The 25,018-nt window shown below is 70.8% G+C and carries 22 protein-coding genes, 1 tRNA gene and 1 other RNA gene; 7 read left to right on the top strand and 17 right to left on the bottom strand.

Translation table 11 applies throughout. From position 1 onward, the window contains the following. Positions 1 to 75: 75 nt before the first annotated feature. Complete coding sequence (locus tag KY498_RS02505) at positions 76 to 588, top strand: DUF3145 domain-containing protein (protein WP_101306318.1); 513 nt, start codon at positions 76 to 78, stop codon at positions 586 to 588. A gap of 153 nt (positions 589 to 741) precedes the next feature. Here KY498_RS02505 and KY498_RS02500 read toward each other — a convergent pair whose 3' ends face one another. The 8 genes from KY498_RS02500 to KY498_RS02465 all read right to left on the bottom strand — a co-directional run bounded on the left by KY498_RS02500 (position 742) and on the right by KY498_RS02465 (position 10,128). Next, positions 742 to 1,980 carry a beta-ketoacyl synthase gene (locus KY498_RS02500; RefSeq protein ID WP_060958927.1) on the bottom strand — a complete coding sequence of 413 codons (1,239 nt, stop codon included), beginning with the start codon at positions 1,978 to 1,980 and terminating at the stop codon, positions 742 to 744. Positions 1,981 to 2,046: 66 nt separating this feature from the next. Beyond that, positions 2,047 to 2,295 (bottom strand): acyl carrier protein, encoded by a 249-nt coding sequence (locus tag KY498_RS02495; RefSeq protein WP_005049448.1) that lies wholly within the window; start codon positions 2,293 to 2,295, stop codon positions 2,047 to 2,049. A 93-nt stretch (positions 2,296 to 2,388) separates the two neighbouring features. Further along, positions 2,389 to 3,405, bottom strand: coding sequence for a beta-ketoacyl-ACP synthase III (locus KY498_RS02490; RefSeq protein ID WP_060958926.1), 1,017 nt, complete (start codon positions 3,403 to 3,405; stop codon positions 2,389 to 2,391). After that, positions 3,402 to 4,322, bottom strand: coding sequence for an ACP S-malonyltransferase (locus KY498_RS02485; RefSeq protein WP_191008574.1), 921 nt, complete (start codon positions 4,320 to 4,322; stop codon positions 3,402 to 3,404). The genes KY498_RS02490 and KY498_RS02485 overlap by 4 nt, the downstream gene beginning before the upstream one ends. Positions 4,323 to 4,425: 103 nt before the next feature. Continuing rightward, the gene (locus KY498_RS02480; RefSeq protein ID WP_101306320.1) at positions 4,426 to 5,649 is read right to left on the bottom strand and encodes a CdaR family transcriptional regulator; all 1,224 of its coding nucleotides are present in this window, start codon (positions 5,647 to 5,649) and stop codon (positions 4,426 to 4,428) included. A gap of 8 nt (positions 5,650 to 5,657) precedes the next feature. Beyond that, positions 5,658 to 8,387: a pyruvate dehydrogenase (acetyl-transferring), homodimeric type gene (aceE, locus tag KY498_RS02475; RefSeq protein ID WP_191008575.1), complete on the bottom strand. Its 2,730-nt coding sequence runs from the start codon at positions 8,385 to 8,387 to the stop codon at positions 5,658 to 5,660. 133 nt (positions 8,388 to 8,520) lie between these two features. Next, a tRNA-Val gene (locus tag KY498_RS02470) sits at positions 8,521 to 8,593 on the bottom strand. 32 nt (positions 8,594 to 8,625) lie between these two features. Beyond that, positions 8,626 to 10,128 (bottom strand): amino acid permease, encoded by a 1,503-nt coding sequence (locus tag KY498_RS02465; protein WP_191008576.1) that lies wholly within the window; start codon positions 10,126 to 10,128, stop codon positions 8,626 to 8,628. Positions 10,129 to 10,247: 119 nt separating this feature from the next. Here KY498_RS02465 and KY498_RS02460 point away from each other — a divergent pair, with 119 nt between their 5' ends. Both KY498_RS02460 and KY498_RS02455 read left to right on the top strand, forming a co-directional pair. Beyond that, complete coding sequence (locus KY498_RS02460) at positions 10,248 to 10,979, top strand: zinc ribbon domain-containing protein (RefSeq protein WP_061781770.1); 732 nt, start codon at positions 10,248 to 10,250, stop codon at positions 10,977 to 10,979. Further along, positions 10,976 to 12,697: a bifunctional 3'-5' exonuclease/DNA polymerase gene (locus KY498_RS02455; protein WP_258186429.1), complete on the top strand. Its 1,722-nt coding sequence runs from the start codon at positions 10,976 to 10,978 to the stop codon at positions 12,695 to 12,697. The genes KY498_RS02460 and KY498_RS02455 overlap by 4 nt, the downstream gene beginning before the upstream one ends. A gap of 4 nt (positions 12,698 to 12,701) precedes the next feature. On the opposite strand, the gene KY498_RS02450 is transcribed toward KY498_RS02455, so the two are convergent. Then, positions 12,702 to 14,480 carry a DUF4012 domain-containing protein gene (locus KY498_RS02450; RefSeq protein ID WP_191008578.1) on the bottom strand — a complete coding sequence of 593 codons (1,779 nt, stop codon included), beginning with the start codon at positions 14,478 to 14,480 and terminating at the stop codon, positions 12,702 to 12,704. After that, entirely contained in the window at positions 14,473 to 15,144 is a 672-nt protein-coding gene (locus KY498_RS02445; RefSeq protein ID WP_191008579.1) for an LPXTG cell wall anchor domain-containing protein, read from the bottom strand. The genes KY498_RS02450 and KY498_RS02445 overlap by 8 nt, the downstream gene beginning before the upstream one ends. Positions 15,145 to 15,250: 106 nt before the next feature. On the opposite strand from KY498_RS02445, the gene rnpB reads away from it, so the two are divergent. Beyond that, positions 15,251 to 15,625, top strand: an RNA gene (gene rnpB, locus KY498_RS02440) — RNase P RNA component class A. A gap of 44 nt (positions 15,626 to 15,669) precedes the next feature. Here rnpB and KY498_RS02435 read toward each other — a convergent pair. Together KY498_RS02435 and ppgK are read right to left on the bottom strand one after the other, a co-directional pair. After that, positions 15,670 to 15,873 carry a three-helix bundle dimerization domain-containing protein gene (locus KY498_RS02435; RefSeq protein ID WP_191008580.1) on the bottom strand — a complete coding sequence of 68 codons (204 nt, stop codon included), beginning with the start codon at positions 15,871 to 15,873 and terminating at the stop codon, positions 15,670 to 15,672. 176 nt (positions 15,874 to 16,049) lie between these two features. Next, the gene (ppgK, locus tag KY498_RS02430) at positions 16,050 to 16,808 is read right to left on the bottom strand and encodes a polyphosphate--glucose phosphotransferase (protein ID WP_191008581.1); all 759 of its coding nucleotides are present in this window, start codon (positions 16,806 to 16,808) and stop codon (positions 16,050 to 16,052) included. A 73-nt stretch (positions 16,809 to 16,881) separates the two neighbouring features. Here ppgK and KY498_RS02425 point away from each other — a divergent pair, with 73 nt between their 5' ends. The 3 genes from KY498_RS02425 to KY498_RS02415 are packed head-to-tail and all read left to right on the top strand — an operon-like array spanning position 16,882 to position 21,502. Further along, complete coding sequence (locus KY498_RS02425) at positions 16,882 to 17,109, top strand: hypothetical protein (RefSeq protein WP_060958916.1); 228 nt, start codon at positions 16,882 to 16,884, stop codon at positions 17,107 to 17,109. Positions 17,110 to 17,158: 49 nt separating this feature from the next. Further along, positions 17,159 to 18,496, top strand: coding sequence for a type I glutamate--ammonia ligase (gene glnA, locus KY498_RS02420; RefSeq protein WP_060958915.1), 1,338 nt, complete (start codon positions 17,159 to 17,161; stop codon positions 18,494 to 18,496). A 6-nt stretch (positions 18,497 to 18,502) separates the two neighbouring features. Beyond that, complete coding sequence (locus KY498_RS02415; RefSeq protein ID WP_061781767.1) at positions 18,503 to 21,502, top strand: bifunctional [glutamine synthetase] adenylyltransferase/[glutamine synthetase]-adenylyl-L-tyrosine phosphorylase; 3,000 nt, start codon at positions 18,503 to 18,505, stop codon at positions 21,500 to 21,502. Here KY498_RS02415 and KY498_RS02410 read toward each other — a convergent pair. The 5 genes from KY498_RS02410 to KY498_RS02390 form a co-directional block, all read right to left on the bottom strand. Next, positions 21,493 to 21,930 (bottom strand): hypothetical protein, encoded by a 438-nt coding sequence (locus KY498_RS02410; protein WP_219879451.1) that lies wholly within the window; start codon positions 21,928 to 21,930, stop codon positions 21,493 to 21,495. The two genes, KY498_RS02415 and KY498_RS02410, sit on opposite strands and share 10 nt — an antisense overlap. Next, positions 21,894 to 22,076, bottom strand: a complete 183-nt coding sequence (locus KY498_RS02405; RefSeq protein ID WP_219879450.1) for a hypothetical protein — start codon at positions 22,074 to 22,076, stop codon at positions 21,894 to 21,896. Before KY498_RS02405 ends, KY498_RS02410 begins: the two co-directional genes overlap by 37 nt. Next, on the bottom strand, positions 22,073 to 22,426 hold the full coding sequence (locus KY498_RS02400; RefSeq protein ID WP_191008583.1) for a hypothetical protein: 354 nt from the start codon (positions 22,424 to 22,426) through the stop codon (positions 22,073 to 22,075). Before KY498_RS02400 ends, KY498_RS02405 begins: the two co-directional genes overlap by 4 nt. Beyond that, positions 22,426 to 24,204, bottom strand: a complete 1,779-nt coding sequence (locus tag KY498_RS02395; protein WP_191008584.1) for a TIGR03767 family metallophosphoesterase — start codon at positions 24,202 to 24,204, stop codon at positions 22,426 to 22,428. Before KY498_RS02395 ends, KY498_RS02400 begins: the two co-directional genes overlap by 1 nt. A gap of 122 nt (positions 24,205 to 24,326) precedes the next feature. After that, positions 24,327 to 24,659 (bottom strand): YbjQ family protein, encoded by a 333-nt coding sequence (locus KY498_RS02390; RefSeq protein ID WP_060958910.1) that lies wholly within the window; start codon positions 24,657 to 24,659, stop codon positions 24,327 to 24,329. Between the last annotated feature and the right edge of the window lie 359 nt (positions 24,660 to 25,018).

The following is a 25,018-nucleotide window of genomic DNA, read 5'->3' as shown; positions in this document are numbered from 1 at the left end:
GCACAACCACATAGCCGCCATGCATCCGGACTCAGGTCGTAGGGGAAGACGTACCTGAAGAAACGGAGAATCGCGATGGCGACCACGTCGACCCCACAGGCGCGCGGAGTGATCTACATCCACTCCGCGCCACGAGCGCTGTGCCCCCACCTCGAGTGGGCTGTCGGTCGCGCCCTCGGACGGGCGGTCAATTTCGAGTGGGCGGAACAGCCGGTGCTCTCCGGCAGCCGTCGTGCCGAGTTCTACTGGGAGGGCCCCGCCGGCACCGGCGCCGCTCTCGCCACCGCGATCCGCGGCTGGGAGCACCTGCGCTTCGAGGTCAGCGAGGACCCGACGCCGCGCTCGGACGGCGGTCGCTGGATGCACACGCCGGATCTCGGCATCCACTTCGCCCAGACCGACACCGCGGGCAACGTCGTCATCGGCGAGGACCGCATCCGCTACGCACTCGAGATCGCGGCCGGCGACCCGTACGACCTGCAGCGCGAGCTCCAGGTCGCCCTCGGATCGTCCTGGGACGAAGAGCTCGAGCCGTTCCGCCACGCCAGCGACGACGCCCCCGTCGTCTGGCTCCACAAGGTCGGCTGAGCACCGACCCCCTGAGCCCAGACGAGTCGAGGCGCCGGTACCGGCTTCGGACGGCTTCCCGGAGACCGAGACAGCGCATCCTCGTCTGACACGAAGACGCCCCCGTCATCCGAAAGGATGCGGGGGCGTCTTCGCGTCCGGCTCGAGGCCGGATCAGACCGAGGCGAACGCGGCGACCGCGTTGTGTCCGCCGAAGCCGAACGAGTTGCTGATCGCGAGCTGCTGTCCGTCGCCGAGCGGGGTCGGCGCGCCCGACAGGCGGAAGGGGACCGCAGGGTCCTGCTCCGTCAGGTTGATCGTCGGCGGTGCGACACGGTCGCGCAGCGCGAGGATCGTGAAGATCGCCTCGAGCGCTCCCGTCCCGCCCAGCAGGTGTCCCGTGGACGCCTTGGTCGCCGACACGGGGATCTCATCGATCCGGTCGCCGAAGACGCTCTTGAGCGCCACGTACTCGTTCGGATCGCCGACCGGGGTGGAGGTGGCGTGGGCGTTGATGTGGGTCACGTCGTCGGGCGACGCGTCCGCCATCGCGAGCGCGAGGTTCACGGCGCGCGCGGCGCCGGTGCCCTCGGGGTCGTTGGCGGTGATGTGGTACGAATCGGCCGTGACGCCGCCGCCGACGACCGCGGCGTAGATCTTCGCTCCGCGCGCCTTGGCGTGCTCCTCCGTCTCGAGGATCAGGACGCCCGCGCCCTCGCCCATGACGAATCCGTCGCGATCGATGCTGCCGGGGCGCGACGCGGTCTCGGGGGAGTCGTTGCGCTTGGACAGCGCCTGCATCGACGAGAACGACGCGATGGTGACCGGGTGGATGACCGACTCGGTGCCACCGGCGATCACGACATCCGCGAGACCGTCACGCAGGTGCTCGATCGCGTTCACGATCGACTCGGTGCTCGATGCACAGGCGCTCGCGACCGTACGTGCGTACGCACGCGCACCGAAGTGCAGCGACAGGTTGCCGGCCGCCGCGTTCGGCATGAGCATGGGCACCGTCATCGGCAGCACGCGACGCGGGCCCTTCTCGCGCAGCGTGTCCCACGCGTCGAGCAGCGTCCAGAGGCCGCCGATCCCGGTCGCGAAGTCGACTCCCAGGCGTTCCGGGTCGACCTCCGGGCTTCCGGCATCCGCCCACGCCTCCATGGCCGCGACGAGCGCGAACTGCGAGGACGGGTCGAGACGCTTGGCGATCGGCCGTTCCAGCACGGTGTCGGGGCGGACGGCGGCCTGCGCGGCGAACGTGACGGGAAGGTTGTACTGCTCGACCCAGTCGTACTCGAGCGTGCGCGCGCCGGAGGCGCCACCCAGCAGCGCGGACCAGCTCTCCGGCGCGGTCCCACCGATGGGGCTGGAGGCGCCGATGCCGGTGACGACGATTCGGGGAATGCTCATGGTCTCCTCGTTGCTCCGGTGGGGGCGCTCAGGCCCCCACCGGGGTGCAGGTGGCGAGGCCTGAGGTCAGGCCTGGTTGGTGGTGATGAAGGTGACGGCGTCGCCGACGGTCTTGAGGTTCTTGACCTCTTCGTCGGGGATGGTGACACCGAACTTCTCCTCGGCGTTGACGACGATCGTCATCATCGAGATCGAGTCGATGTCGAGGTCGTCGGTGAACGACTTCTCCAGCGCGACCTCGTCCGCCGAGATGCCGGTCTCGTCCGTGATGAGTTCGGCGAGCCCTGCGAGGACCTCGTCGTTGCTGAATGCCATGGGATTCTCCTTGTTTATCGGGGTTTCACCGGCCCTGCGGGGCCGACGTTCAGTCTAGGTGCGGCGGCCGCCGCGCCCGCGGATCTCGGGCCGTCAGGGCAGGACGACGACCTGGGCGCCGAACACGAGCCCGGCGCCGAAACCGATCTGCAGGGCGAGTCCGCCCGACAGCTCCGGGTGCTCGACGAGCAGGCGGTGCGTGGCGAGCGGGATGGATGCCGCCGACGTGTTGCCGGTGGTCTCGATGTCGCGGCCGATGACGACCGTCTCGGGCAGCTTCAGCTGCTTGGCGAACTCGTCGATGATGCGCATGTTGGCCTGGTGCGGCACGAAGGCCGCCAGATCGGAGGCCTGCACTCCGGCGACCTCGAGCGCCTGCCGAGCGACCTTCACCATCTCCCAGACGGCCCAGCGGAAGACCGTCGGACCCTCCTGGCGCAGCGTCGGCCACGGCGACTGGCCGTCGCGGAACTCGACGAGGGTGTGGTTCATGCCCACGGCCTCGGCCTTCGAGCCGTCCGAGCCCCAGACGGTCGGTCCGATGCCGGGGAAGTCGCTCGGTCCGACGACGGCCGCACCGGCGCCATCGCCCAGGAGGAACGAGATGGACCGGTCGGTCGGGTCGACGATGTCGCTCAGCTTCTCGGCGCCCACCACGACCGCGTAGTGCGCCGAGCCCGCGCGGATGAGCGCGTCGGCCTGCGCGACGCCGTAGGCGAAGCCGGCGCAGGCGGCGTTGAGGTCGTACGCCGCCGCGGGGTTCGCGCCGATCCGGTCGGCCACGATCGCCGACACCGAGGGGGTCTGCTTCGGGTTGGAGATCGTCGCGACGATCACGGCGTCGATGAGCGCAGGGTCGATCCCCGCGGTGGCGACAGCTTCGGCCGCTGCGTCGGATGCCAGGTCGATCGCGGTGGTGGCGGCATCCGCCCGCACACGCGTGACGATGCCGGTGCGCTGACGGATCCACTCGTCGCTGGAGTCGATGGGACCGACGAGATCGTCATTGGGAACGGCGTTCTCGCCGCGCGCCGCGCCGTAGGCGTAGATGCGCGTGTGGGCCGGCCCCGTCGACTGGACGAGGGCGGGTCGGGTGGGCGCGTCGGTCACGCGTCGCCTCCTGTCAGCAGGGCGGCCGCAGCCGCGAGGTCGTCGGGTGTCTTCACGGCCACGGTCGGCACGCCGCGCAGGGCTCGCTTGGCGAGACCCGTGAGGGTGCCGGCCGGGGCGAGCTCGATGATGCCGGTCACGCCCGCAGCCGAGAACGCGTCCATGCACAGGTCCCAGCGGACGGGGGAGGAGACCTGTGCGACGAGCAGGTCGAGAGCCTCACGACCTGCCACGACCCGCGCACCGTCTCGGTTGGTCCAGAGGGCGACGGTCGGGTCGGATGCCGTCACCTCTGCGGCGGCGGCGCGCAACGACTCGACCGCGGGGGCCATGTACGAGGTGTGGAAGGCGCCCGCCACCTGCAGCGCGATGACGCGGCTTCCCGCGACCGGGTGGGCCGCGAGTTCCGCCAGCGCGTCCAGCGCGCCGGCCGCCACGATCTGTCCGGCACCGTTGTGGTTGGCCGGGGTGAGGCCCAGCTCATCGAGGAGGGCGAGGACCGCGTCGCGGTCACCGCCGAGAACGGCGCTCATCCCGGTGTGCTCGCGCGCAGCCGCATCGGCCATCGCTCGTCCCCGAAGACCGACGAGACGCATCCCGTCGTCGTCCGTGAGCACTCCCGCCGCGACGAGAGCCGCGATCTCACCCACGGAGTGGCCGGCGACACCGCCGGGCGCGGTGGCCGCGGCCTCCTGCAGAGCGGCGTACGAGACCAGGCTCGCCGCGACGATCAGCGGCTGCGCGACGCTCGTGTCGCGGATGCGGTCGGCGTCCCATTCGGTGCCGGCCGCGAGGAGGTCGACGTCCGCCTCCTCCGCGTACCGCTCGACGCGCTCGCGGACCCCGTCGAGCTCGAGCCACGGAGCGAGGAACCCGGGGGTCTGTGAGCCCTGCCCGGGGAAGACGGTGATGATCACGTGCCTATCCTTCCAACTTCTGCGCCGCCGCGCTGGCGAACACGTCACAACAAACGCGGATTGCTTTGTATCCGATCGATAACAGCACCGGGACGGTGGGATGTCAGTCGGTGCGAGAGGGGCGTCGCGCCGCGCTTCCCCGACGGCGCGTCGCCTCGGTGCCGATCGACCCGATGATGAGGGCCGTCTGCAGGATGAGCGCCTCTCGCGGCCCGGTCGCATCCCAGCCGATGACGTCCGAGACGCGCTTGAGGCGGTACCGCACGGTGTTCGGGTGGACGAACAGCTCGCGCGCCGTCGCCTCGAGGGAGCGCCCGTTGTCGAGGTAGCTCCAGAGTGTCGTGACGAGATCGGCGGAGTGCGCCTGCAGCGGACGGTAGATCCGCTCGACGAGGGTCGCCTTCGCCATGGCGTCGCCGGCCAGCGCACGCTCGGGCAGCAGATCGTCGGCCTCGACCGGACGCGGGGCGTGACGCCATGCCCCGGCGACGGCGAACCCCGCCAGCGCCGCGCGCGCACTCAGCCCGGCATCCACCAGCGCGGGCACCGTGGGACCGAGGACGAGGTGGCCGGGACCGAAGCCGGGCTCCAGCCGTCGTGCGATCTCGGGGAACGGCAGCTCGTCGCTCACCGGCTCGCGTCCGGGCAGTACCGCACGCCCGATCACCAGCACGAGGCGCGACCCCTGCACGCCGATGAGCACGTCGACGCCGAGCTTGCGCGCGAGCCGCCGCAGATGATCGACATCCAGCTGCGGGGGCGTCGTACCCACGAGCACGGCGACCTCTCCGTGGCCGTGCCAGCCGAGCGCGGCGATACGGCTCGGCAGCTCCTCGTCGGCCTCGCCCGTGAGGATCGAGTCGACGACGAGCGCTTCGAGTCGCGCGTCCCAGAGCCCGCGGGCCTCTGCGGCCCGCGCGTAGACGTCGGCCGACGCGAACGCGACCTCCCGGGAGAACAGCAGGATGCTCTCGCGCAGGTCCTCCGCGCGGCCCGCGACGCGCTCCTCGGTGACGGCGACGGTCACCCGGATGAGCTGCAGCGTCTGCGTCAGGCTGACGCTGCGCAGCAGTTCACGGGGGGCTGCGGCGAAGATGTCGGCGGCGATCCAGGGCGTGGAGCCCGGATCCTCGTACCACTGGATGAACGAGGCGATGCCCGCCTGCGCCACGAGGCCCACGGCCGACCGGCGTGCCGGCGGCATGTCGGCATACCACGGCAGCGAGTCTTCGAGTCGCTTGATGGTCGCCGTGGCCAGGTCCCCGGAGATGCGGCGGAGCCACGCGAGTGTCTCCGCCTTCTCCTGAGGTGTGGGGCGGGCGGGCATCGAACCGGTCAGCTCTCGCCGCCGGCGTTCCCGGTCGTTCCGGCCGTCACGTCGTGCAGACGGTACTTCTCGATCGCCTGGGCGGACAGCGAGCGGTCGACGAGTCCTTCCTCGGCCAGCGCCTGCAGCGCGCGGACCACGATCGACGGGCCGTCGATCTTGAAGAAGCGACGCGCCGCGGCACGGGTGTCGGAGAAGCCGAAGCCGTCGGCACCCAGCGTCACGTACCGACGGGGCACCCACTCGCGGATCTGGTCCTGGACCGCGTGCATGTAGTCGCTCACGCCCAGCACCGGACCCGCGGTGTCGCGGAGCTTCTCGGTCAGGTACGCGGTACGCGGCTCGGCGAGCGGGTTGAGGAAGTTGTGCTCGTCGGCGGCGAGACCGTCGCGGCGCAGCTCCGTCCAGCTCGTGACCGACCAGACGTCGGCGGCCACACCCCAGTCGTCGCGCAGCAGCTGCTGCGCCTCGAGCACCCACGGCACGCCGACGCCCGACGCGAGCAGCTGCACGCGGTGACCCTCGCCGGAGCCCTCGGAGATACGGTGGATGCCGCGGACGATGCCGTCGACGTCGACGCCCTCGGGCTCGGCCGGCTGCACCAGCGGCTCGTTGTAGAGGGTGATGTAGTACATCACGTTGGGGTCGGGGTGGTTGCCGCCGTACATGCGGTCCAGGCCGGAGCGCACGATGTGGGCGATCTCGTACCCGTACGCCGGGTCGTACGACACGGTGGCGGGGTTCGTCGAGGCCAGCAGGTGCGAGTGGCCGTCGGCGTGCTGGAGGCCCTCACCGGTCAGCGTGGTGCGACCGGCCGTCGCGCCCATGATGAAGCCGCGGGCCATCTGGTCCGCCGCCGCCCACTGCGCGTCGCCGGTGCGCTGGAAGCCGAACATCGAGTAGAAGATGTAGACCGGGATCAGCGGCTCGCCGTGCGTGGCGTACGAGGTGCCCGTGCCGGTGAAGGCGGCGACCGCACCCGCCTCGTTGATGCCGACGTGCATGATCTGCCCCTGCGGGCTCTCCTTGTAGGCGAGGAGGAGCTCACGGTCGACCGAGGTGTAGTTCTGACCGTTCGGGTTGTAGATCTTCGCGGTCGGGAAGAACGCGTCGAGACCGAAGGTGCGCGCCTCGTCCGGGATGATCGGGACGATGCGGTTGCCGAAGTCCTTCGAGCGCAGCAGGTCCTTCAGCAGGCGGACGAAGGCCATCGTCGTGGCGACCTCCTGCGTGCCGGAGCCCTTCTTCGGCAGCGCGTAGGCGCTGTCGTCGGGCAGGCTGATCGGCACGTGGTGGGTGCGGCGCTCCGGCAGGAACCCGCCGAGGGCGCGACGCTTCTCCACCATGTACTGGATGGTGTCGTCCTCCATGCCCGGGTGGAAGTACGGCGGGGCGTAGGGGTTCTCCTCGAGCTGGGCGTCGGAGACCGGGATGCGCATCGAGTCGCGGAAGTGCTTGAGGTCGTCGAGCGTCATCTTCTTCATCTGGTGGGTCGCGTTGCGCCCCTCGAAGTGGTGACCGAGACCGTATCCCTTGATGGTCTTCGCGAGGATGACCGTGGGCTGGCCCTTGTGCTCGGTGGCGGCCTTGTAGGCGGCGTAGAGCTTCTGGTAGTCCAGGCCACCGCGGCGCAGCTTGCCCCAGATGTCTTCGTCCGACCAGTCCTTCACCATGGCGGCGGTGCGCTCGTCGCGGCCGAAGAAGTGGTCGCGGATGAACTTGCCGTCCTCCGCGCGATAGGTCTGGAAGTCGCCGTCCGGCGTCGTGTTCATGAGGCGCACGAGAGCACCGTCGGTGTCGACCTGGAGCAGGTCGTCCCAGCCGCGGCCCCAGACGACCTTGATGACGTTCCAGCCCGCGCCGCGGAAGAACGCCTCGAGCTCCTGGATGATCTTACCGTTGCCGCGCACCGGTCCGTCGAGGCGCTGGAGGTTGCAGTTCACCACGAAGGTGAGGTTGTCCAGACCCTCGTTGGCCGCGACCTGGAGCTGTCCGCGGCTCTCGACCTCGTCCATCTCACCGTCGCCGAGGAAGGCCCAGACGCGCGAGCCCGAGAGGTCCTTGATCCCGCGGTTGGTGAGGTACTTGTTGGTCATCGCCTGGTAGATCGCGTTGATGGGTCCGAGACCCATCGACACGGTCGGGAACTGCCAGTACTCGGGCATGAGCCGCGGGTGCGGGTACGACGGGATGCCCAGCGGTGCCTTCGACTTCTCCTGACGGAAACCGTCGAGCTGGTCGGCCGACAGACGCCCCTCGAGGAAGGAGCGGGCGTAGATGCCGGGGGAGGCGTGGCCCTGGATGAAGATCTGGTCGCCGCCCGTGGGGTCATCGAGGCCGCGGAAGAAGTGGTTGAAGCCGACTTCGTACAGCGACGCGGACGACGCGTAGGTCGAGATGTGTCCGCCGACGCCGATACCGGGGCGCTGAGCACGGTGCACGGTGAGCGCGGCGTTCCAGCGGATCCACCGGCGGTAGCGACGCTCCATCTCCTCGTCACCGGGGAAGGCGGGCTCGTTCTCCGGCGCGATCGTGTTGATGTAGTCGGTCGTGGGGACCTGGGGCACGTTCAGCTGCAGCTCGTGCGACTTGTTCAGCAGGCTGAGCATGATCTCGCGACCGCGCCCCGCCCCCTTGCTGTCGACGAGCTGCTGCAGCGATTCCTGCCACTCGTGCGTCTCTTCGGGGTCGCTGTCCTGCGGTCCCTGAGAGTACGGATCCTGATCGTTGACCGTCACGAGACACCTTTCGTCGTCTGGCAGATCGTGCCAGGGATGGGGCTTGGGATGCGCGCGGCTTTGTGCAGCGTCGACAACGCGTCCTGGATCAGCCTAGTCACATCGCGATGGGGTGGACCGCGCGGGACGCGAGTGGGCCCTGCCGGGATCGAACCGACGACATCCACGGTGTAAACGTGGCGCTCTACCAGCTGAGCTAAAGGCCCTGACCCCCTCAGTCTATGAGGAGGGGCTGCGGTCAGCCGTCGCGCCCGACGACACGCGGCTCGGCGGGATTGAGGTACATCCCGTCGTCCTTGCCCAGTCGGGAATGACCGCGGGAGTAGGCGAAGTAGACCACGAACCCGATGACGAGCCAGATGAGGAACCGCAGCCAGGTCTCCACCGTCAGGTTCAGCATCAGGTAGACGCAGATGAGCGCCGAAAGGAGCGGAAGCACCGGGTTGCCGGGCACCCGGAAGCCGCGCTTGAGGTCGGGGCGGGTGCGCCGCAGCACGACCACACCGACCGACACCAGCACGAAGGCCGACAGCGTGCCGATGTTCACCATCTCCTCGAGCACACCGATGGGGGTCAGTCCGGCGACGACGGCGACGATCACGGTGACCACGATGGAGATCACCCAGGGGGTCCGTCGGGTGGGGTGCACCTTGGCGAGCCGCTGGGGGAGCAGACCGTCGCGCGACATCGCGAAGATGATGCGCGTCGCACCGATCATGAGCGTCAGCACGACGGTGGTGAGGCCGGCCACCGCTCCGGCGGAGATGACCGTGGCCATCCAGGCCTGGCCGTGATGCGTGAACGCGTTCGCGAGGGCGGCGGCGGGGTCGAGCTCGTCGTAGCGCACCATGCCGGTCACGACGAGCGCGACGGCGCAGTAGAGAACAGTGCAGATCACGAGCGACGCGATGATGCCGATCGGGAGGTCACGCTGCGGGTTCTTCGTCTCCTCGGCCGTCGTGGCGACGACGTCGAAGCCGATGTAGGCGAAGAAGACGAGGGCCGCGCCCGCGAAGATGCCGCCCACGCCGAACGCCATCGGCGCCGAGCCGGAGAGGAACTGGAGCAGCGGCTGCATGAGACCCGTCGCCGCCTCGCGCGGCGTGGCATCCGGGACGAACGGCGTGTAGTTGGCGGGGTTGATGAACATGATCCCGGCGACGATCACGAACAGGACGATGAAGAGCTTCACCCCGACGAGCACGAGGTTGACACGCATGGACTCGCGGATGCCGATCGTCATGAGGATGCCGAGGACGATGACCAGGAGGATCGCCATGACATCGACCACGCCGCCGTAGCCGATGGCCTCCGGCAAGGGGATGCCGAGCTGGCCGAGGAGCACGCCGAGGTACGCGCTCCACCCCTGGGCGACCACGCTCGCGCCGAGGAACATCTCGAGGATGAGGTCCCATCCGATGATCCAGGCGAACAGCTCGCCGAGCGAGGCGTACGAGAACGTGTACGCGGAGCCCGACACCGGAACCGTCGATGCGAACTCGGCGTAGCACATCGCCGCGAGAGCGCAGGCGACCGCCGCCACGATGAAGCTGACGACCACCGCGGGTCCGGCGACCTCGTGGGCGGCACGGCCGGTCAGGGTGAAGATGCCGGCGCCGATCACCACGCCGACCCCGAAGACGGTCAGGTCGAGCGCGGAGAGCGACTTTCGCAGCCGGAACTCCGGTTCCTCCGTGTCGGCGATCGATCGCTCGATGGACTTCGTGCGCATCACGCTCATGGCGCCTCCTCTGAGGATCCGCAGAGCACGGTGCGCAGCACTGCGGTCAGGGTGAACATGCTAGTGCGACGTCCGCGCCGACCGGAACGCCCCTGCGTCGGGAGCGGTAGGTTGGGACGGTGAAGTCACGACCCGCCGACCAGCAGCTCCTGCTCGAACTCGCGACGCTCGACGCCGCGATCCAGCACGCTGAGCATGCCCGCCGCAACCCGGAGCAGGCCGGCCGTGTGCAGGAGCTGCTCGCACAGCGCCAGGCCCAGTCCGCCGAACTGACGACGCTGCTCGGGGCCCGCGACGACGTGAACGCCGAGCTGGCGCGTCTGGAGTCGGATGTCGCGCTCGTCGAGGCTCGTGTCGCCCGCGACCGGGAACGCCTCGCGGCGTCGGCCAACGCCAAGGAGGCGCAGGGGCTCGAGCACGAGCTGGCGTCGCTCGCGAAGCGCAAGAGCGACCTCGAGGATGCCGAGCTCGAGCTGATGGAGCGGCTCGAGGCCGCCGAAGCCGCCGTCGCGGCGCAGGAGGCGGCCATCGCCGCCGTGAACGAGGAGGGCGGGCGACTGAGCGCCGCCGCGAAGGAGAGCGTCGCCGCCGCGACCGCGCGCAGCGAGGCCGCCACCCGCGACCGCGCCGCCATCGCCGCCCGTGTGCCCGCGGATCTGCTCGCGCTGTACGAGCGCCTGTCCGCTCGCGGTGTCGGCGCCGGACTGCTCCGCCGCCGCACGTGCGAGGGGTGCAACATGGTGCTCGCGGGCACCGATCTGCAGACGATCCGCCAGGCCGCCGACGACGACGTCGTCCAGTGCCCCGAGTGCGGCGGCATCCTCGTGCGCACCGACGAATCGGGGCTGTGAACGCCACCAGCGCGGCACGGAGCACGCCGCGCTGGCGCCTGGTCACGACGTCGGGCGAGCAGGCGGTCGTCACCACGATCGGTGCAGACCTCGATGTCCAGCACGTCGAGCGCCGCACGCTCGACGCGTGGTGGGACGACGACCCGCTCACCCGGTGGGTCTGGTCCGACACGACACGCTGGTATCCGCGGGCGCTCCGCGCCGGCGCCGTCCTCGCACGGTGCCATGACCTGCGGCTCGCGCACGCGATCCTGCGCGACAGCGCTCTCGTCACGGATGCGGCCGCGCTGCGTGCCGCGACGGTGTGGGATGTCGCGGTGGACGAGCCCGCGACACCCACCGCACCCGCACTCTTCGATCTCGACGGCACCGCGCGTTCGGGCGTGCCCGACGATCCCGACGAGGCGCTCGCCGAGTTCCGGCGCCAGCAGCGCACGCTCCGCGACGGCGCAGACCCCGCTCGTCTGCAGCTGTTGATCGCCGCCGAGTCCGCCGGCGCGCTCCTGGCGACGGAGATGAACACGGCAGGTCTGCCCTGGGACCGGCGGACGCACGAGGCGATCCTCGAGGACGTTCTCGGCGCCCGCCCCGCGCCCGGCGAGCTCCCCGCCCGCGTGCGCGACCTCGCGACGGCCGTGCGCGTGGCGCTCGGTGACCCGGCAGCGAGTCTGGACTCGCACCCGAAGCTCCTGCGCAGCCTTCACCGTGTCGGGGTGCGCGCCGAATCCACGAGTCGGTGGGAGTTGGCCGAGTACGATCACCCCGCCATCGCGCCCCTCCTCGCCTACAAGAAGCTCACGCGCCTGATGAGCGCGAACGGCTGGGCCTGGCTCGACGAGTGGGCCGCCGACGGCCGGTTCCGTCCCGTCTACGTGCCCGGAGGGGTCGTGACGGGCAGATGGGCGTCATCCGGGGGCGGCGCACTCCAGATCCCGCGCCAGCTGCGCCGCGCCGTCCGGGCCGATCCGGGGTGGACCCTCGTCGTGGCCGATGTCGCGCAGCTGGAGCCGCGGGTGCTCGCGGCGATGGCGTCCGACGAGTCGCTCGCGTCGGCGGCGCGCGGGCGCGATCTCTACGAGGGCATCGTCGCGAGCGGGGTGGTCCAGACCCGCCAGGAGGCCAAGATCGCGGTCCTCGGCGCGATGTACGGAGCGACGACGGGAGACAGCGGCCGCCTGGTCCCGGCGCTGCGACGCGCCTACCCGCGGGCGATGGGACTGGTCGACGACGCCGCAGCGACGGGGGAGCGGGGAGGAGTCGTCTCGACCTGGCTCGGTCGCTCCAGCCCGCCTCCGTCCTCCTCCTGGCGCGAGATCCAGGCCTCCGCCGCGCTTCCCGACGCGACGGAGGCAGACCGCGTACGCGCCCGCCGCTCCGCCCGCGATCGCGGGCGCTTCACCCGCAACTTCGTCGTGCAGGGCACCGCCGCCGAATGGGCGGCGGCGTGGCTCGCCGACCTGCGCGGCCGCCTCGCGGCCCTGCCCGAGGTGGACGCCGCAGACGGCGCGGCGGCATCGGGACCCGTGTTCGGCCGACGCGCGCACCTCGCCTTCTTCCTTCACGACGAGATCATCGTGCACACTCCCGCCCCGCACGCGGAGGCCGTCGCCGAGGCGGTGCGGGAGGCGGCCGCGAACGCCGCTCGGCTGCTCTTCGGCTCGTTCCCGATCGACTTCCCGCTGGATCTGCGGATCGCCGTCGACGCCGCGAAGGACTGAGGGGTCACCCGCACCCGGGCGCGCTGGTTGCCTCCACGTCGACATCGTTCATCATCGGGGTGTGCACGACGACGGGCTGCAGCCCGGCGCCGCGTGGGGCGACGAAGTGGAACGTCAATGTGCGCTCCTGTCCGGGAGCGAGTGTCACACGCGCGAGGGTCGCCGCCGACGCGTCGCCGTCGACGTCGGTGGAGGAAGCCCGTTCACCGTCGAGCTCCACGCCGCCCAGGAACCATCCGTTGGGGATCATCGCCGTGACATCCGTCGTGATGTCGCCGGGGGCGGACGGGTTCGCCGCTCCCGTCATCCACACGGAGAAGTCGCGAGCCGCCACGGTCGCGCTGCTGCGCAGCGTCACGGCGAGCGTCACGTCGGCGGCGCCGTCGGCCCGGCACGTCTGCACCGACGGAGCGATGCGCGTGTGCAGATAGGTGTCCATCTTCCCCGTCGTGGCATCGTTGAAGAAGACGCCCACGGCGTCGGGTCCCGCCGCGCGCAGGCGGGCGAGCGCTCCGCCGAGCGGGCCCTGCGCCAGCGCCGACCCCTCATCCGCCCGGGCGCTCCACACCGACACGCGCCCCTGCGCGACCGGCTTCGCGAGGGCGTCCATCCAGCGGAGCGGATCGAGGGGACGTGACGAGAGCGCCGCGAACAGCCGATCCGTGAGATCACTCTGCATCGCCGTCTGCTCGTCGGCCGTCTTCTCCAGGTAGGGCCGGACCAGGATGTCCTCGACCACGTCGCCGCGGTCGACGACGGTGCCGTCGGAGAGGGTCAGTGGCCCGGTGATCGTGAGGAGAGACGCGAGCACGGCGGGATCGACCGCCACCACCGTGTCCGGCGCGGCATGGCCGAGCGACTGCCACCACGCCGACGCGAGCCGTGCGCTGAGGGCGAAGTCGGGGGTCATCGTCGCATTCATGACGAACCGCCCGGGAGCCTCACCGTAGAGCGCCACGAGATCGGGAGGAAGCTCCGCGATCGGATGATCGAGCGAGTGGAAGGCGCGGGAGTCGACGTGGTCGGTCACCTCCAGGCGACCGTCGACCGCCCGTATCGCGAGGAAGGAGCCGGTGATGCCGCCGCCGGTGCGCACCTCTGCGGTGTTCTGGATCATGACCAGAATCGTCCGCGCACCGTCGGCACCCAGCATCCCCGGGAGCGCGTTCGCCGCGGCGGCCGCTTCCCGCAGCAGCGGCGCCCCGGCGGCGACCGCGACGCCGGCGCGGTCGGCGGCATCCCGCAGCGGACCGACGAGCTGGTCGCGGGGGAGCGCGGTGAGGGCGCCGTCGGCGGCGGCCACGCGCTGCGCGAGAGCGTCGAGCGGAGCCGAGACCGCGGCGACCCCCGACAGGTCGATCGTTCCGTCCGCACCGCCGGTGGGCTGCGCCGCGACGAGGACGTCTCCGGTCGCGGCGGCGACGTCGCGGACGGTGTCCGCCAGCATCCGCACGGCAGCGGTGTTCGCCCCCACGACAGGGATCGCCTCAGTGGCTCGCCACAGCGGGTCCGACGTCAGGGCGGCCGCGCGCGACGCATGCTCCCGTGCGGCATCGACGACGGGGGTCAGTGCGGCCAGGTCGCCCGCGGCGAGGGCCGCCGACAGGCGCGGTTGCAGCGCGACGACCTCCTCGAGCTCGTTCTTCGCCATCCACCCGCGGATGCCGAGCCATCCCGCCACCGCGAGGAGCAGCCCGACCACCACGACGGCGACCAGAGCGCCCCGCCGCCGCTTCCGGCGGCGCGATCCGGTCGCGGTGGTGGGCGGCGCGATCTCAGTCACGGGCGCGGCGCGCGCGCCGGGCGTACAGCAGGGCACCGCCGCCGACCACGAGCGCGAGCGCGAGGCCCGTGAGCGGGAGCACGGCCGCGCCGTCGCCGCCCGTCGCCGGCAGCGACATTCCCGCCGCCGCGACGGCTCCCGACGTCGCCACACCGGCGGGGTCCGTCAGACACGCGGGCGTCGACGGCGGGTAGGAGAGCGCGACCCGCAGTGACGGGTTCACCTCGACGGTGGCCGAGATGTCGCCCCTCGTCCAGGCGAAGTTGCCCGGCGACGCGACCCACTGGCCGTTCTCGAAGGCCCACCCGGGCCAGCCGTTCCCCTGCCCGTTCTCGTCCACCGATGCGCCGGGCCAGAGCACCCGTCCGGACAGCGTCCCATCGACGATCTCTCCGAGTGCAATGGTGGTGCTCTGCGCGCCGTCGGTCAGCACCAGGCGCGCCGTGTGGCTCGTGGCCTGGCCGTCCGGATCGTTCAGGACCACCGAGTAGTCGATCCACGGCACGTTCGCGTCGCAGGACGGCGAGACCGTCGTCCCGCTCAGCGACGGCGATGACGGCGTGTCGGGGCCGTAGTCGTCGCCGGTATCGGCAGCCGACGCGGCCGACGCACCCCCCGACAGCAGAACGACGGCAAGAAAAACGGGCAGCGCGTACTTACGCATGATGATGCCTCCCCCAGGCGATGCGAGCCCAAACCCCCCAGCCGGGCCTCGTGGCGACACCGTACCACGTCGCAACGACGCGAACCAGTAGGATCGGGGGAGCGAATGGGTCGGCTGGACGGTCGCGTGGCGGGTTCACCCGCACCGAGGAACGTCCGGGCTCCACAGGGCAGGGCGGTGGGTAACACCCACCCGGAGCAATCCGCGAGACAGTGCCACAGAGAGCAGACCGCCCCGGACTCCGCTCGTCGGAGCACCGGGGTAAGGGTGAAAGGGTGGTGTAAGAGACCACCGGGATCGTGGTGACACGGTCCGCACGGTAAACCTCGCCCGGAGCAAGGCCAGACAGGGGATGCCGACGCGGCTCGCCGAGTCCCCGGGTAGGCCGCTGGAGCGGCACGGCAACGTGTCGCCGAGAGAGATGACCGTCCACGGAGCGCGAGCTCCCGGACAGAACCCGGCGTACAGGCCGGCCCATTCGCCTCACCCCGTCCGGCAGGGTTCGCGACCCGACCGTCGGAGGGGTCAGAGGGGTCGTTCGAGCCGGGCCTTCGCCTCGCGCTCGATCAACACCGGCAGGAAGTCCTTGACGCGAGCGCGCGAGAAGTGATCCCGAGCCTCCTCGACGGCGGCCCTCACCACGGAGGCCGGAGCGTTCGGGAAACGCACTTCGAGTCGTTCGACGATCTCTTGGATGACCGCTTCGGGATCCGCGGGCTGGGTCGACATGGCGACGAGCCTACGCCGCGCAGCGCGACGACGGTAAGACGGAGAGAGGCGGAACGCAGCTCTGCGTCCCGCCTCTCCGCCGCTTGCATCAGCGTGTGAAAGTGGAGCTCGACAGTCCCCAGACCGTCAGGCTCACCATAGAGCGAACAGCACGCGCGTGGCAACAGTCGATCGCGCTACACCGCCAGCGCCGCCGCGCCGATGATCCCCGCGTTGTTGCGGTGCGTGGCGGGGACGATGGGTGTGGAGAGCTGCAGCAGCGGCAGGAACTCGTCGGCGTGCTTCGAGACCCCTCCGCCGACGATGAACAGATCGGGGCTCAGGAGGAAGTCGAGGTAGCTGTAGTACCACTGCAGGCGCTTGGCCCACTTCTTCCACGTGAGCTCGTCGCGCTCCATCGCCGAGTAGGCCGCCCACGCCTCGGCATCCTTGCCGTGATGCGCACGCTGGAGATGTCCGAGTTCGGCGTTCGGGATCAGGACGCCGTCGTACAGCATGGCGGTCCCGATGCCGGTGCCGAGCGTCGTCAGCAGCACGAGGCCGGGCACGTCGCGAGCGGCACCGTATCGCGCCTCCGCGACACCGGCGACATCCGCGTCGTTCGCGAAGTGGATCTCACGGCCGAGGCCGTCCTCGAAGAACTTCTCGGCTTCGAAGCCGACCCAGGTGTCGGCGACGTTGGCCGCGGAGAGGGTCTTGCCGTTCTTGACGATCGCGGGGAACGCGACGCCCAGCGGGATGTCGGCGTCGATGACGCCGAGCGTGTCGAGAACGGTCTGCACCGCCGCCAGCACGTCGTCGGGCTCGGCGCCGGTCGGCGTCGCCACCTTCACGCGGTCGCTGAGGAGCTTTCCCTCCTCGAGGTCAACGAGGGCACCCTTGATGCCGGTTCCGCCGATGTCCACACCGACCGCGCGGGTCGCCTTCGTCGTCATGCGGTCCAGCCTATCCAGGTCCTCCGCGCCCATCGTTAGGATCGAGCCAGAGCCCCCACAGGAAGGACCTGCCATGACGTCAGGCGACGAGAAGTACTGGTACAACCTCACGACCGGCGCCGTCGAGCGCGGGTTCGAGTCGCCCGCCATCGACCGCGCCGGACCGTTCGACACGGCCGAAGAGGCGGCGAAGGCTCCGGAGCTGCTCGCGAAGCGTTCGCGCGAGTGGGCCGAGGACGACGCCCGCGAGGGCGACTGGGGTACGTCGGGCGACGCGTCGCACACCGACGGGGACCGATAGTCTGGCCTTCGGCCCGGCTTCCCTTCGAAGCGGCATCTGAGAGGACGCGATGGACAAGCAACGGGACTTCGTACTGCGCACGATCGAAGAGCGGGGCGTGAAGTTCGTCCGCCTCTGGTTCACCGATGTGATCGGAACGCTGAAGTCGGTCGCGATCGCCCCCGCCGAGGTGGAGGGCGCCTTCACCGAAGGACTCGGCTTCGACGGATCGGCGATCGAGGGCCTGACCCGATCGTACGAGTCGGACCTGCTCGCCCACCCCGACCCGACGACGTTCCAGACGCTCCCGTGGCGCGGTGAGATCGACCCGACGGCCCGCATGTTCTGCGACATCACCACGCCCGACGGGCAGCCGGCCGTGGCAGACCCGCGGCACGTGCTCAAGCGCACGCTCGCGAAGGCGGCGGATGCCGGGTTCACGTTCTACACCCACCCCGAGATCGAGTTCTACCTGCTGAAGTCGTCGTCGTTCGGACCCGAAGGCCCGGAGCCGGTGGATTCCGCCGGCTACTTCGACAACGTCCCCGGCGGCACGGCCCACGACTTCCGCCGCCGCAGCGTGCGGATGCTCGAGGACCTCGGCATCTCGGTGGAGTACAGCCACCACGAGGGCGGCCCCGGGCAGAACGAGATCGACCTGCGCTACGCGGACGCCCTCGCGACCGCCGACAACATCATGACCTTCCGCACCGTGGTCAAGGAGGTGGCGATCGAGCAGGGCGTGTACGCGACCTTCATGCCGAAGCCCCTGTCCGGCAAGCCGGGAAGCGGCATGCACACGCACATGTCGCTCTTCGAGGGGGACCAGAACGCCTTCTACGAGGAGGGCGCGCAGTACCAGCTGTCGAAGACCGGTCGCCAGTTCATCGCCGGACTGCTCACCCACGCGAACGAGATCGCCGCGGTGACCAACCAGTTCGTCAACTCGTACAAGCGGCTCTGGGGCGGCGACGAGGCGCCCAGCTTCATCTGCTGGGGTCACAACAACCGCTCCGCCCTCGTGCGGGTGCCCATGTACAAGCCGAACAAGGGGCAGTCGACGCGGGTGGAGTACCGCGCGCTCGACTCGGCGGCGAACCCGTACCTCGCCTTCGCGCTGATGCTCGCCGCGGGCCTGAAGGGCATCGAGGAGGGATACGAGCTTCCGCCGGAGGCCGAGGACAACGTCTGGTCGCTCACGGATGCCGAGCGACGCGCGCTCGGCTACGCGCAGCTGCCCGCGAGCCTCGACCACGCGCTGGAGTACATGGAGGAGTCGGAGCTGGTCGCCGAGACGCTGGGCGAGCAGGTGTTCAACTACGTGCTGCTCAACAAGCGCCGCGAGTGGCACGAGTACCGTGCACAGGTGACGCCCTTCGAGCTGAAGAGCAACCTGGAGATGCTCTGATCCGTCATGACCTCGAGCGAGCGCACGTCGGTTCTGACGCTGCTGGCGCGCGACGGATTCGGTGACCTCGGCGACGCCGACGCGCTGCTGACCGAGCTGGCGGAGGCCCTGGGCCTCTCCCGCGAGGACATCCTGCGCGGCGCCCAGCACGCGGCCGATCCGGACGGCGCTCTGGCGGCGCTCGCGCGCATCGCGCGCCGCGACGCCACCGCCGTCGCGGAGGCGCTGACGCGGGGAGGCTCTGCGCTGTGGCGCTTGCTGGGCGCGTCGACGGGATTCGCCGACTTCTTCCTCCGACACCCCGCCGAGCTCGCCCACCTCGTCGGCCCCGAGGTGCCGCTGCCGACGGCGGAGGAGTTGCGCCGCGAGCTGACCGATGCGGTCGGCGCGGATGCCGACGGTTTCGCCGCGACGGGCGACGAGAGCGCGTGGGTGGCCCTCCGCGTCCGCTACCGGCGCATGCTCGCGCGCATCGCCGCCCACGACCTCGGTGCCGACGACGCCGTCGCCGTGCTCGCACCGGTCGCGGCGAGCCTGGCGGATGCCGCCGGTGCCGCACTCGAGGCATCCCTCTGCGTCGCGCGGACGCGGGTCGCCGGGGGTGCGCCCGGATCGGGTCTGTTCCCGCGCGACCAGGTCGCGGCGACGCAGCTCGCGATCATCGGTATGGGCAAGACCGGCGCGCGCGAGCTCAACTACGTCAGCGACGTCGACGTCATCTTCGTGGGCGGGGGAGACCCGCAACTCGTCGAGCAGGTGGGCGAGAGCCGCGTGATCGACATCGCGACGCGGCTCGCAGTGCAGACGATGCGCGGCATCTCCGGGATGGAGATCGAGCCTCCCCTGTGGGAGGTCGACGCCAATCTGCGCCCGGAAGGCAAGCAGGGCGCCCTCGTGCGGACCCTCGACTCCCACCTCTCGTACTACGACCGCTGGGCGAAGAGCTGGGAGTTCCAGGCCCTCCTCAAGGCACGCCCGTTGGCGGGCGACCGTATTCTCGGTGAGGCATACGTCGCGGCCGTCCAGCCGAAGATCTGGACGAGCGCGGCCCGGGAGAACTTCGTCGACAGCGTGCAGCGCATGCGCGAGCGGGTGACGGACCACATCCCTGCCGCGGAGGTCCCCTACCAGCTGAAGCTCGGTCCCGGCGGCATCCGCGACATCGAGTTCACCGTTCAGCTGCTCCAGCTCGTGCACGGGCTCACCGACGACACGATCCGGCAACGGGGCACCCTCGATGCGCTCGAGGCGCTCGTCGGCGCGGGCTACATCGGGCGCGAGGATGCCGCGACGTTCTCGCATGACTACCGGGTGCTGCGGGTCCTCGAGCATCGCGTGCAGCTGCGTGACCTGCGCCGCACCCACCTCATGCCTCAGCAGCCCGACGGTCTGCGGGTGCTCGCTCGCGCATCGCGCCTGGCGGACGGCGGGCCCGGCGTCTGGGCGCTGTGGGAGGGCATCAAACGCGAGGTGCGCGAGATCCACGTGCGCCTGTTCTATCGCCCCCTGCTGTCGGCGGTGGCGGCACTGAGCTCGGACGAGCAGCAGCTGTCGACCGCGCAGGCGCACGATCGCCTCGCGGCCATCGGGTTCCGCGATCCGGCGGGAGCGCTGCGTCACATCGGCGCGCTCACGGGCGGTCTGAGCCGCAAGGCCACCATCCAGCGTCATCTGATGCCGGTCATGATCCGGTGGTTCGCCGACGGGGTCGATCCGGACTACGGCCTGCTCGCCTTCCGGCGCATCAGCGAACGTCTGGGCGACACGCCCTGGTTCCTGAGGATGCTGCGCGACTCGGCCGGTGCCGCCGAGCGACTCACCCGCGTGCTGTCGGGATCACGCTACATCGGCGAGCTGATGGAGTGGATCCCCGAGTCGGTCGCCTGGCTCGATTCCGAAGACCAGCTCCGCCCGCGCCCCGGCGTCGCCCTCCAGGAAGAGGCGCGCGCGATCCAGACGCGGCACGAGACGGTGGTCGAGGCCATGCGCGCCGTGCGCGCTCTGCGTCGTCGGGAGCTGCTGCGGCTCGCCTTCGGGGCCGTGCTGGGCACGCTGACGATCGATGAGCTCGCACAGGGCCTCACGACGGTCAGCGAGGTGACCATCCAGGCCACGCTGCGCGCGGTCCGCCGCGACATCGTCGGCGCCGAGGACGCCGCGCTGGACTTCTCGGTCATCGCGATGGGCCGCTTCGGCGGGGGAGAGCTGGGCTTCGGGTCCGACGCCGACGTGCTCTACGTCTACGACGCGAACGGCCTCGACCCGCAGCGCGCGCACGATCTCGCGCTGCGCCTGGTCGCCGGCATCCGCACCTACTCCGAAGATCATCGGGTCCCGTTCGAGCTCGACGCCGACCTGCGTCCGGAAGGGCGCAACGGACCGCTCGTGAGGTCGCTGGACTCCTACACGGAGTACTACCGACGGTGGTCGCTCTCGTGGGAGGCCCAGGCCCTGCTGCGCGCTCGCGGCGTCGCCGGGAGCGTGAAGCTCGTCGGCCGGTTCATGGCCCTCGCCGACGAGGTGCGCTACCCCCGGCATCCCGTGCAGCAGGACCTGCGGGAGATCAAGCGGATCAAGGCGCGCGTCGAGAACGAGCGACTGCCCCAGGGCGCCGACCGGTCGCGACACCTCAAACTCGGCCCCGGCGGGCTGAGCGATGTCGAATGGCTCGTGCAGCTCTGGCAGCACGAGCACGCGCACGACGTCCCGGCGCTGCGCACGACATCCACCCTCGACGCACTCGAGGCCGCCCGGGCGGCCGGACTGGTGCCGGATGCCGCCGCGCAGCGTCTCCACGACGCGTGGCGGCTCGCGAGTCGACTGCGGTCGGCCAACACGCTGCTGTCCGGCCAGACGAGCGACGTCCTTCCGACCGATCGCGGCAAGCTCGACGGCATCGGCCGTCTGCTGGAGTACCCGCCGCGGTCGGCCACCCTCGTCGAGGAGGAGTGGCTGCGGACGGCGCGACGGGCGCGCCGCGACTTCGAGAAGCTCTTCTACGGCTGAGCGGATGCCGGGGCCGTGCGCGTGCCGTGCTCGGACTCAGCACGGCGTGCCCAGCGCTGCCAGCTCCCGGTGATGACGGCGGCGCCGGCTCCGATGATCAGCCACGCGGCGGCGGACCCGATCGCGCCGGGCGCGAGCAGCCCGAGAAGCATCGCCACCACGCTCGCCAGGACGACCGCCAGAGCCGTCAGCACCAGATGGAGGGCGGTGCGCCAGGGATGCCGCCGCAGCCCCGTCCCGGCGACGACCGGGCGGTCCGCCGCGATCACGGGGCATGCGATCGCGACCACGACCGGGATCGCGACGGGTGCCGCCACCGCGAACAGGGCGACGGCGACCGCGGCGACCGCCGTGCGGCCCACCGTGCGCGCCCGGAACCGCCCCTGGGCGATCACCCACAGCGCGGCCGCCGCCGCACCGAGGACCACACCGGAGACGACGGCGAGGCGATGGCAGCGGCATCCAGCGGTTGACGCGGCGCGACCGCGACGAGCGCAGCCTGTGCGGCGGCGTTGGCGACCACGACGGCCCCCGCGAGGACCACCCGCGTCAGCGACATCGGGGCGGCGCTCATCCGCGCGCCGCCGCGTCGAGCACATCCGACAGGAGGCCGGAGAAGAGCGTCTGTCCGCCGACGAGCACGTCCAGTCGCGCGTCCGACGAGACGCTGGAGGCGACCGAGACGTCGTGGCCGTCGAGCGTGCGGCCGGTGCAGGTCACCGCGGGCCCTGCCCCCACGGTCGCGCAGACGGGCGCCTCGAGCAGATCGATGCCCTTCTGCTGCAGGACGTCGATCGCTCCGAAGCGCACTTCGGCCAGGCCGTTTCCTCCGACCGGTGCGAGGGCGGCGACCTGCGAGCAGCCCGCCAGGCTCGCGGCGACGGCGCACGCCACGAGGGCGCAGACGAGCCGAGCGGCGCGCATCAGAGGTTCCCTTCGTGGGCGAGGATGCGCGTGCGCGCGGCGAGATGCTGCGCTTCGAGCGCCGCGTCGCTGATCGTCGCGAGATCGAACGGCGCGGGCAGGAGGAGTTCGGTGTTGCGGTCGAGCGCCGACCCGCGGCGCATCAGCGGAGTCTCGGCCCAGTCGTTGGACGCGAGCTCGCGACTGCGCGAAGCGAGCGCGAGATAGTCGCCGCCGCTTCCCGGCCGCGGATCGGCGGCGTGGTCGACGACGGTCGTGAAGATCGAGAGCGTGCCGTCCCGGTTGTCGACGAGTTCCACGGTCTGCTGCTGCTGTGGGAAGTCGATGCAGGATGCGGTCGTGATCTCCCAGAAGCCGCCACCGCCAGGCCCGCGGTGCGCGAGGATCTGGTTCAGGTGGGTGTGTCCGTTCAGCCACACCACCACCACGGGGTATCTCACGAGCATCGCCACGAACTCGTCGGCTCCGAGCAGCACCTCCTCCTGCCCGGGCCGCTGTGCCCGGTTCTCCAGGGTGTCGCTGTTGTGATGGCTGAGCACGATCGCGAGCCGATTCTCCTTGGTGGCCGTGACGAGCTCCGCCTCGAGCCAGTCGAACTGGTTCTTCGGCACGGCGCCGTCGGGGCCCGCGACCTGGTTGCAGGTGTCCAGGCCGAACACCCGCACCCGCGGCGACAGATCGGCCTTCCACCACGTCTGGCCGGAGCGCAGATTCTCCTCGGTGAAGCCGTGCCCCACCGGGCCGGGACGATCCGCCGTGCGGAAATGCTCCGTCATGAACTCCTGCTGCGTGAACAGCGCACGCCCCGGATCGGCGGGGACCGCCTTGAATCCGGGACGCAGCCCCAGCTCAAGCCCCCACGCATCCAGGGTCTGCTGCACGGCGCTCGTGCGCGCCGCGTAGCCGCCGAGCGCCATCGCCGCCGTCGCCTCCAGGGTGTACGACTTGCGTCCGCCCACCGCGAGGGCGCGCAGTTGCGTGTCGAGGTCGAACGTTCCGAGCAGGAGCGTCTCGTGGTTTCCGTAGACGGTGTACCAGGGGGCGGGCAGGCCCACCGACGACACGGGGCGGGCGATCGCCTCGTCGAGCAGGCTCGGCAGGGTGGGGAAGCCGTAGGCGCCGAAAGCGCCGCCCGTCGGATCGGCCGGCCGATAGGCCCAGACGGCCTCGGCCCACGCCTGTACGCCCTGGAACGTGTCGCTCGTGCGCGGGTCGACGGTCAGTCCGTCGAGCAGGTCGATGTACCAGCGCAGCTCGCGGTGCGAGTGCATGTCCGCGCTGTCTCCGGTGACGACGGCGGCATCCATCGGAGCGCCGGTGACCGGGCTGTACCGAAGATCGGAGATCGACCTGGTCATCGCGGCGATCACGTGCGGGCTGAGCGGGTCCTGCGGATGGAATGCCGATCCCCACGCGGCGTGGTCCTGCACGATCATCGGCTCGATGCGGCCGGGCGACTGCGCGTCGATGACGTGCATGTCCGAGAGGTGGGCGAGGTAGAGGAGCGACCGACGTGATGCGGCGCGCCCGGCGTCCGCGGAGCGCCCGAGCACGTCGAAGCGTGCGATGTGGGGCTCACCCGCGCCGGCGACGAGCGTGCGGTAGGAGCCCTTCTGAATCGGCCCCTGCAGGATCGTCTGCAGGAGCGTGCTCGGTGCGTCGGCGACCGCGCGCGGCGGTGCGGCGAGAGCGTGCGCGAGCTCGTCGCGGGGGAGTGCGCCGGCAGCGGCGAGACCGCCGACGACGGCGAGGAACTGGCGGCGGGAGAGCACGCCCACGGGCACCTCCGGGTTCGGCGCGCTGACGCAATCGGGTGCGTCAAATCTAGCGGGCCGCGAGCGCGACTCACCAGATGCGGATGCCGCGACGCGCCGACGACCGCATCCGTGCCCGGATGCCGCTACGCCTGCGCCGGATCGAGCGGCTCGACCACCACGGCCGTGCCGTACGCGCAGAACTCCGTGAAGCTGCCGATCGCACCTGAGTCGAACCGCATCGCCACCACGGCGTTGCCGCCGCGCTGCTGCGCTTCGGCCCACATCCGCTGCATCACCTCGAAGCGCGACTCGTAGATGACCTTCGTGTACTCGGGCATCTCGCCGCCGGCGAGCGAGCGGAAGCCGGCGGTGAAGTTCTGGCCGAAGTTGGCCGACCGCACCGTGAGCCCCATGACCTCGCCGAGGACCTTGGTGATGCGATAACCCGGAACGTCGTTCGTGGTGACAGCGAACATGGTGACCTCGTCTCTGTGATCGGCCCGATGCTCCGTCGCCGAGGCGGCGTACGGATGGTGCCGGGTCGATCCTATGGATGCCGCGGCCCGAGATCGAGCACCACAGCGGCATCGGCTCGGGACCGTGGCAGGTGACAGCCGGCCTCCGACGCGCAGAGACCCGAAACGACAGAGCCCCAGCGGCGACCGGGTTCCTCCAGGGGAGGAAGCGGTGCCACTGGGGCTCTGGGCGACTCGATCCGGCGAGACGGCGACGACGGATCGTCACCGGTCACTCCGGCCCTGCCGCGGGCCGACTAGACGCCGAAGTACAGCTCGTAGGTTCTGAGGCCTAGGGCGGGTTGGTGCGTGGCGTCTCT

The sequence above is a fragment of the Microbacterium sp. PAMC21962 genome (assembly GCF_019443465.1).
Classification (GTDB): Bacteria; Actinomycetota; Actinomycetes; order Actinomycetales; family Microbacteriaceae; genus Microbacterium; species Microbacterium hominis.
This window is presented reverse-complemented; position numbering and strand designations above follow the sequence as displayed.

What these genes read in the sequence shown, in the direction of transcription:
- KY498_RS02505 (WP_101306318.1), top strand. Translation starts at nt 76, where the DNA reads ATGGCGACCACGTCGACCCCACAGGCGCGCGGAGTGATCTACATCCAC.
- KY498_RS02500 (WP_060958927.1), bottom strand. Translation starts at nt 1,980, where the DNA reads ATGAGCATTCCCCGAATCGTCGTCACCGGCATCGGCGCCTCCAGCCCC.
- KY498_RS02495 (WP_005049448.1), bottom strand. Translation starts at nt 2,295, where the DNA reads ATGGCATTCAGCAACGACGAGGTCCTCGCAGGGCTCGCCGAACTCATC.
- KY498_RS02480 (WP_101306320.1), bottom strand. Translation starts at nt 5,649, where the DNA reads ATGCCCGCCCGCCCCACACCTCAGGAGAAGGCGGAGACACTCGCGTGG.
- KY498_RS02465 (WP_191008576.1), bottom strand. Translation starts at nt 10,128, where the DNA reads ATGAGCGTGATGCGCACGAAGTCCATCGAGCGATCGATCGCCGACACG.
- KY498_RS02445 (WP_191008579.1), bottom strand. Translation starts at nt 15,144, where the DNA reads ATGCGTAAGTACGCGCTGCCCGTTTTTCTTGCCGTCGTTCTGCTGTCG.
- KY498_RS02435 (WP_191008580.1), bottom strand. Translation starts at nt 15,873, where the DNA reads ATGTCGACCCAGCCCGCGGATCCCGAAGCGGTCATCCAAGAGATCGTC.
- ppgK (WP_191008581.1), bottom strand. Translation starts at nt 16,808, where the DNA reads ATGACGACGAAGGCGACCCGCGCGGTCGGTGTGGACATCGGCGGAACC.
- KY498_RS02425 (WP_060958916.1), top strand. Translation starts at nt 16,882, where the DNA reads ATGACGTCAGGCGACGAGAAGTACTGGTACAACCTCACGACCGGCGCC.
- glnA (WP_060958915.1), top strand. Translation starts at nt 17,159, where the DNA reads ATGGACAAGCAACGGGACTTCGTACTGCGCACGATCGAAGAGCGGGGC.
- KY498_RS02415 (WP_061781767.1), top strand. Translation starts at nt 18,503, where the DNA reads ATGACCTCGAGCGAGCGCACGTCGGTTCTGACGCTGCTGGCGCGCGAC.
- KY498_RS02405 (WP_219879450.1), bottom strand. Translation starts at nt 22,076, where the DNA reads ATGAGCGCCGCCCCGATGTCGCTGACGCGGGTGGTCCTCGCGGGGGCC.
- KY498_RS02400 (WP_191008583.1), bottom strand. Translation starts at nt 22,426, where the DNA reads ATGCGCGCCGCTCGGCTCGTCTGCGCCCTCGTGGCGTGCGCCGTCGCC.
- KY498_RS02390 (WP_060958910.1), bottom strand. Translation starts at nt 24,659, where the DNA reads ATGTTCGCTGTCACCACGAACGACGTTCCGGGTTATCGCATCACCAAG.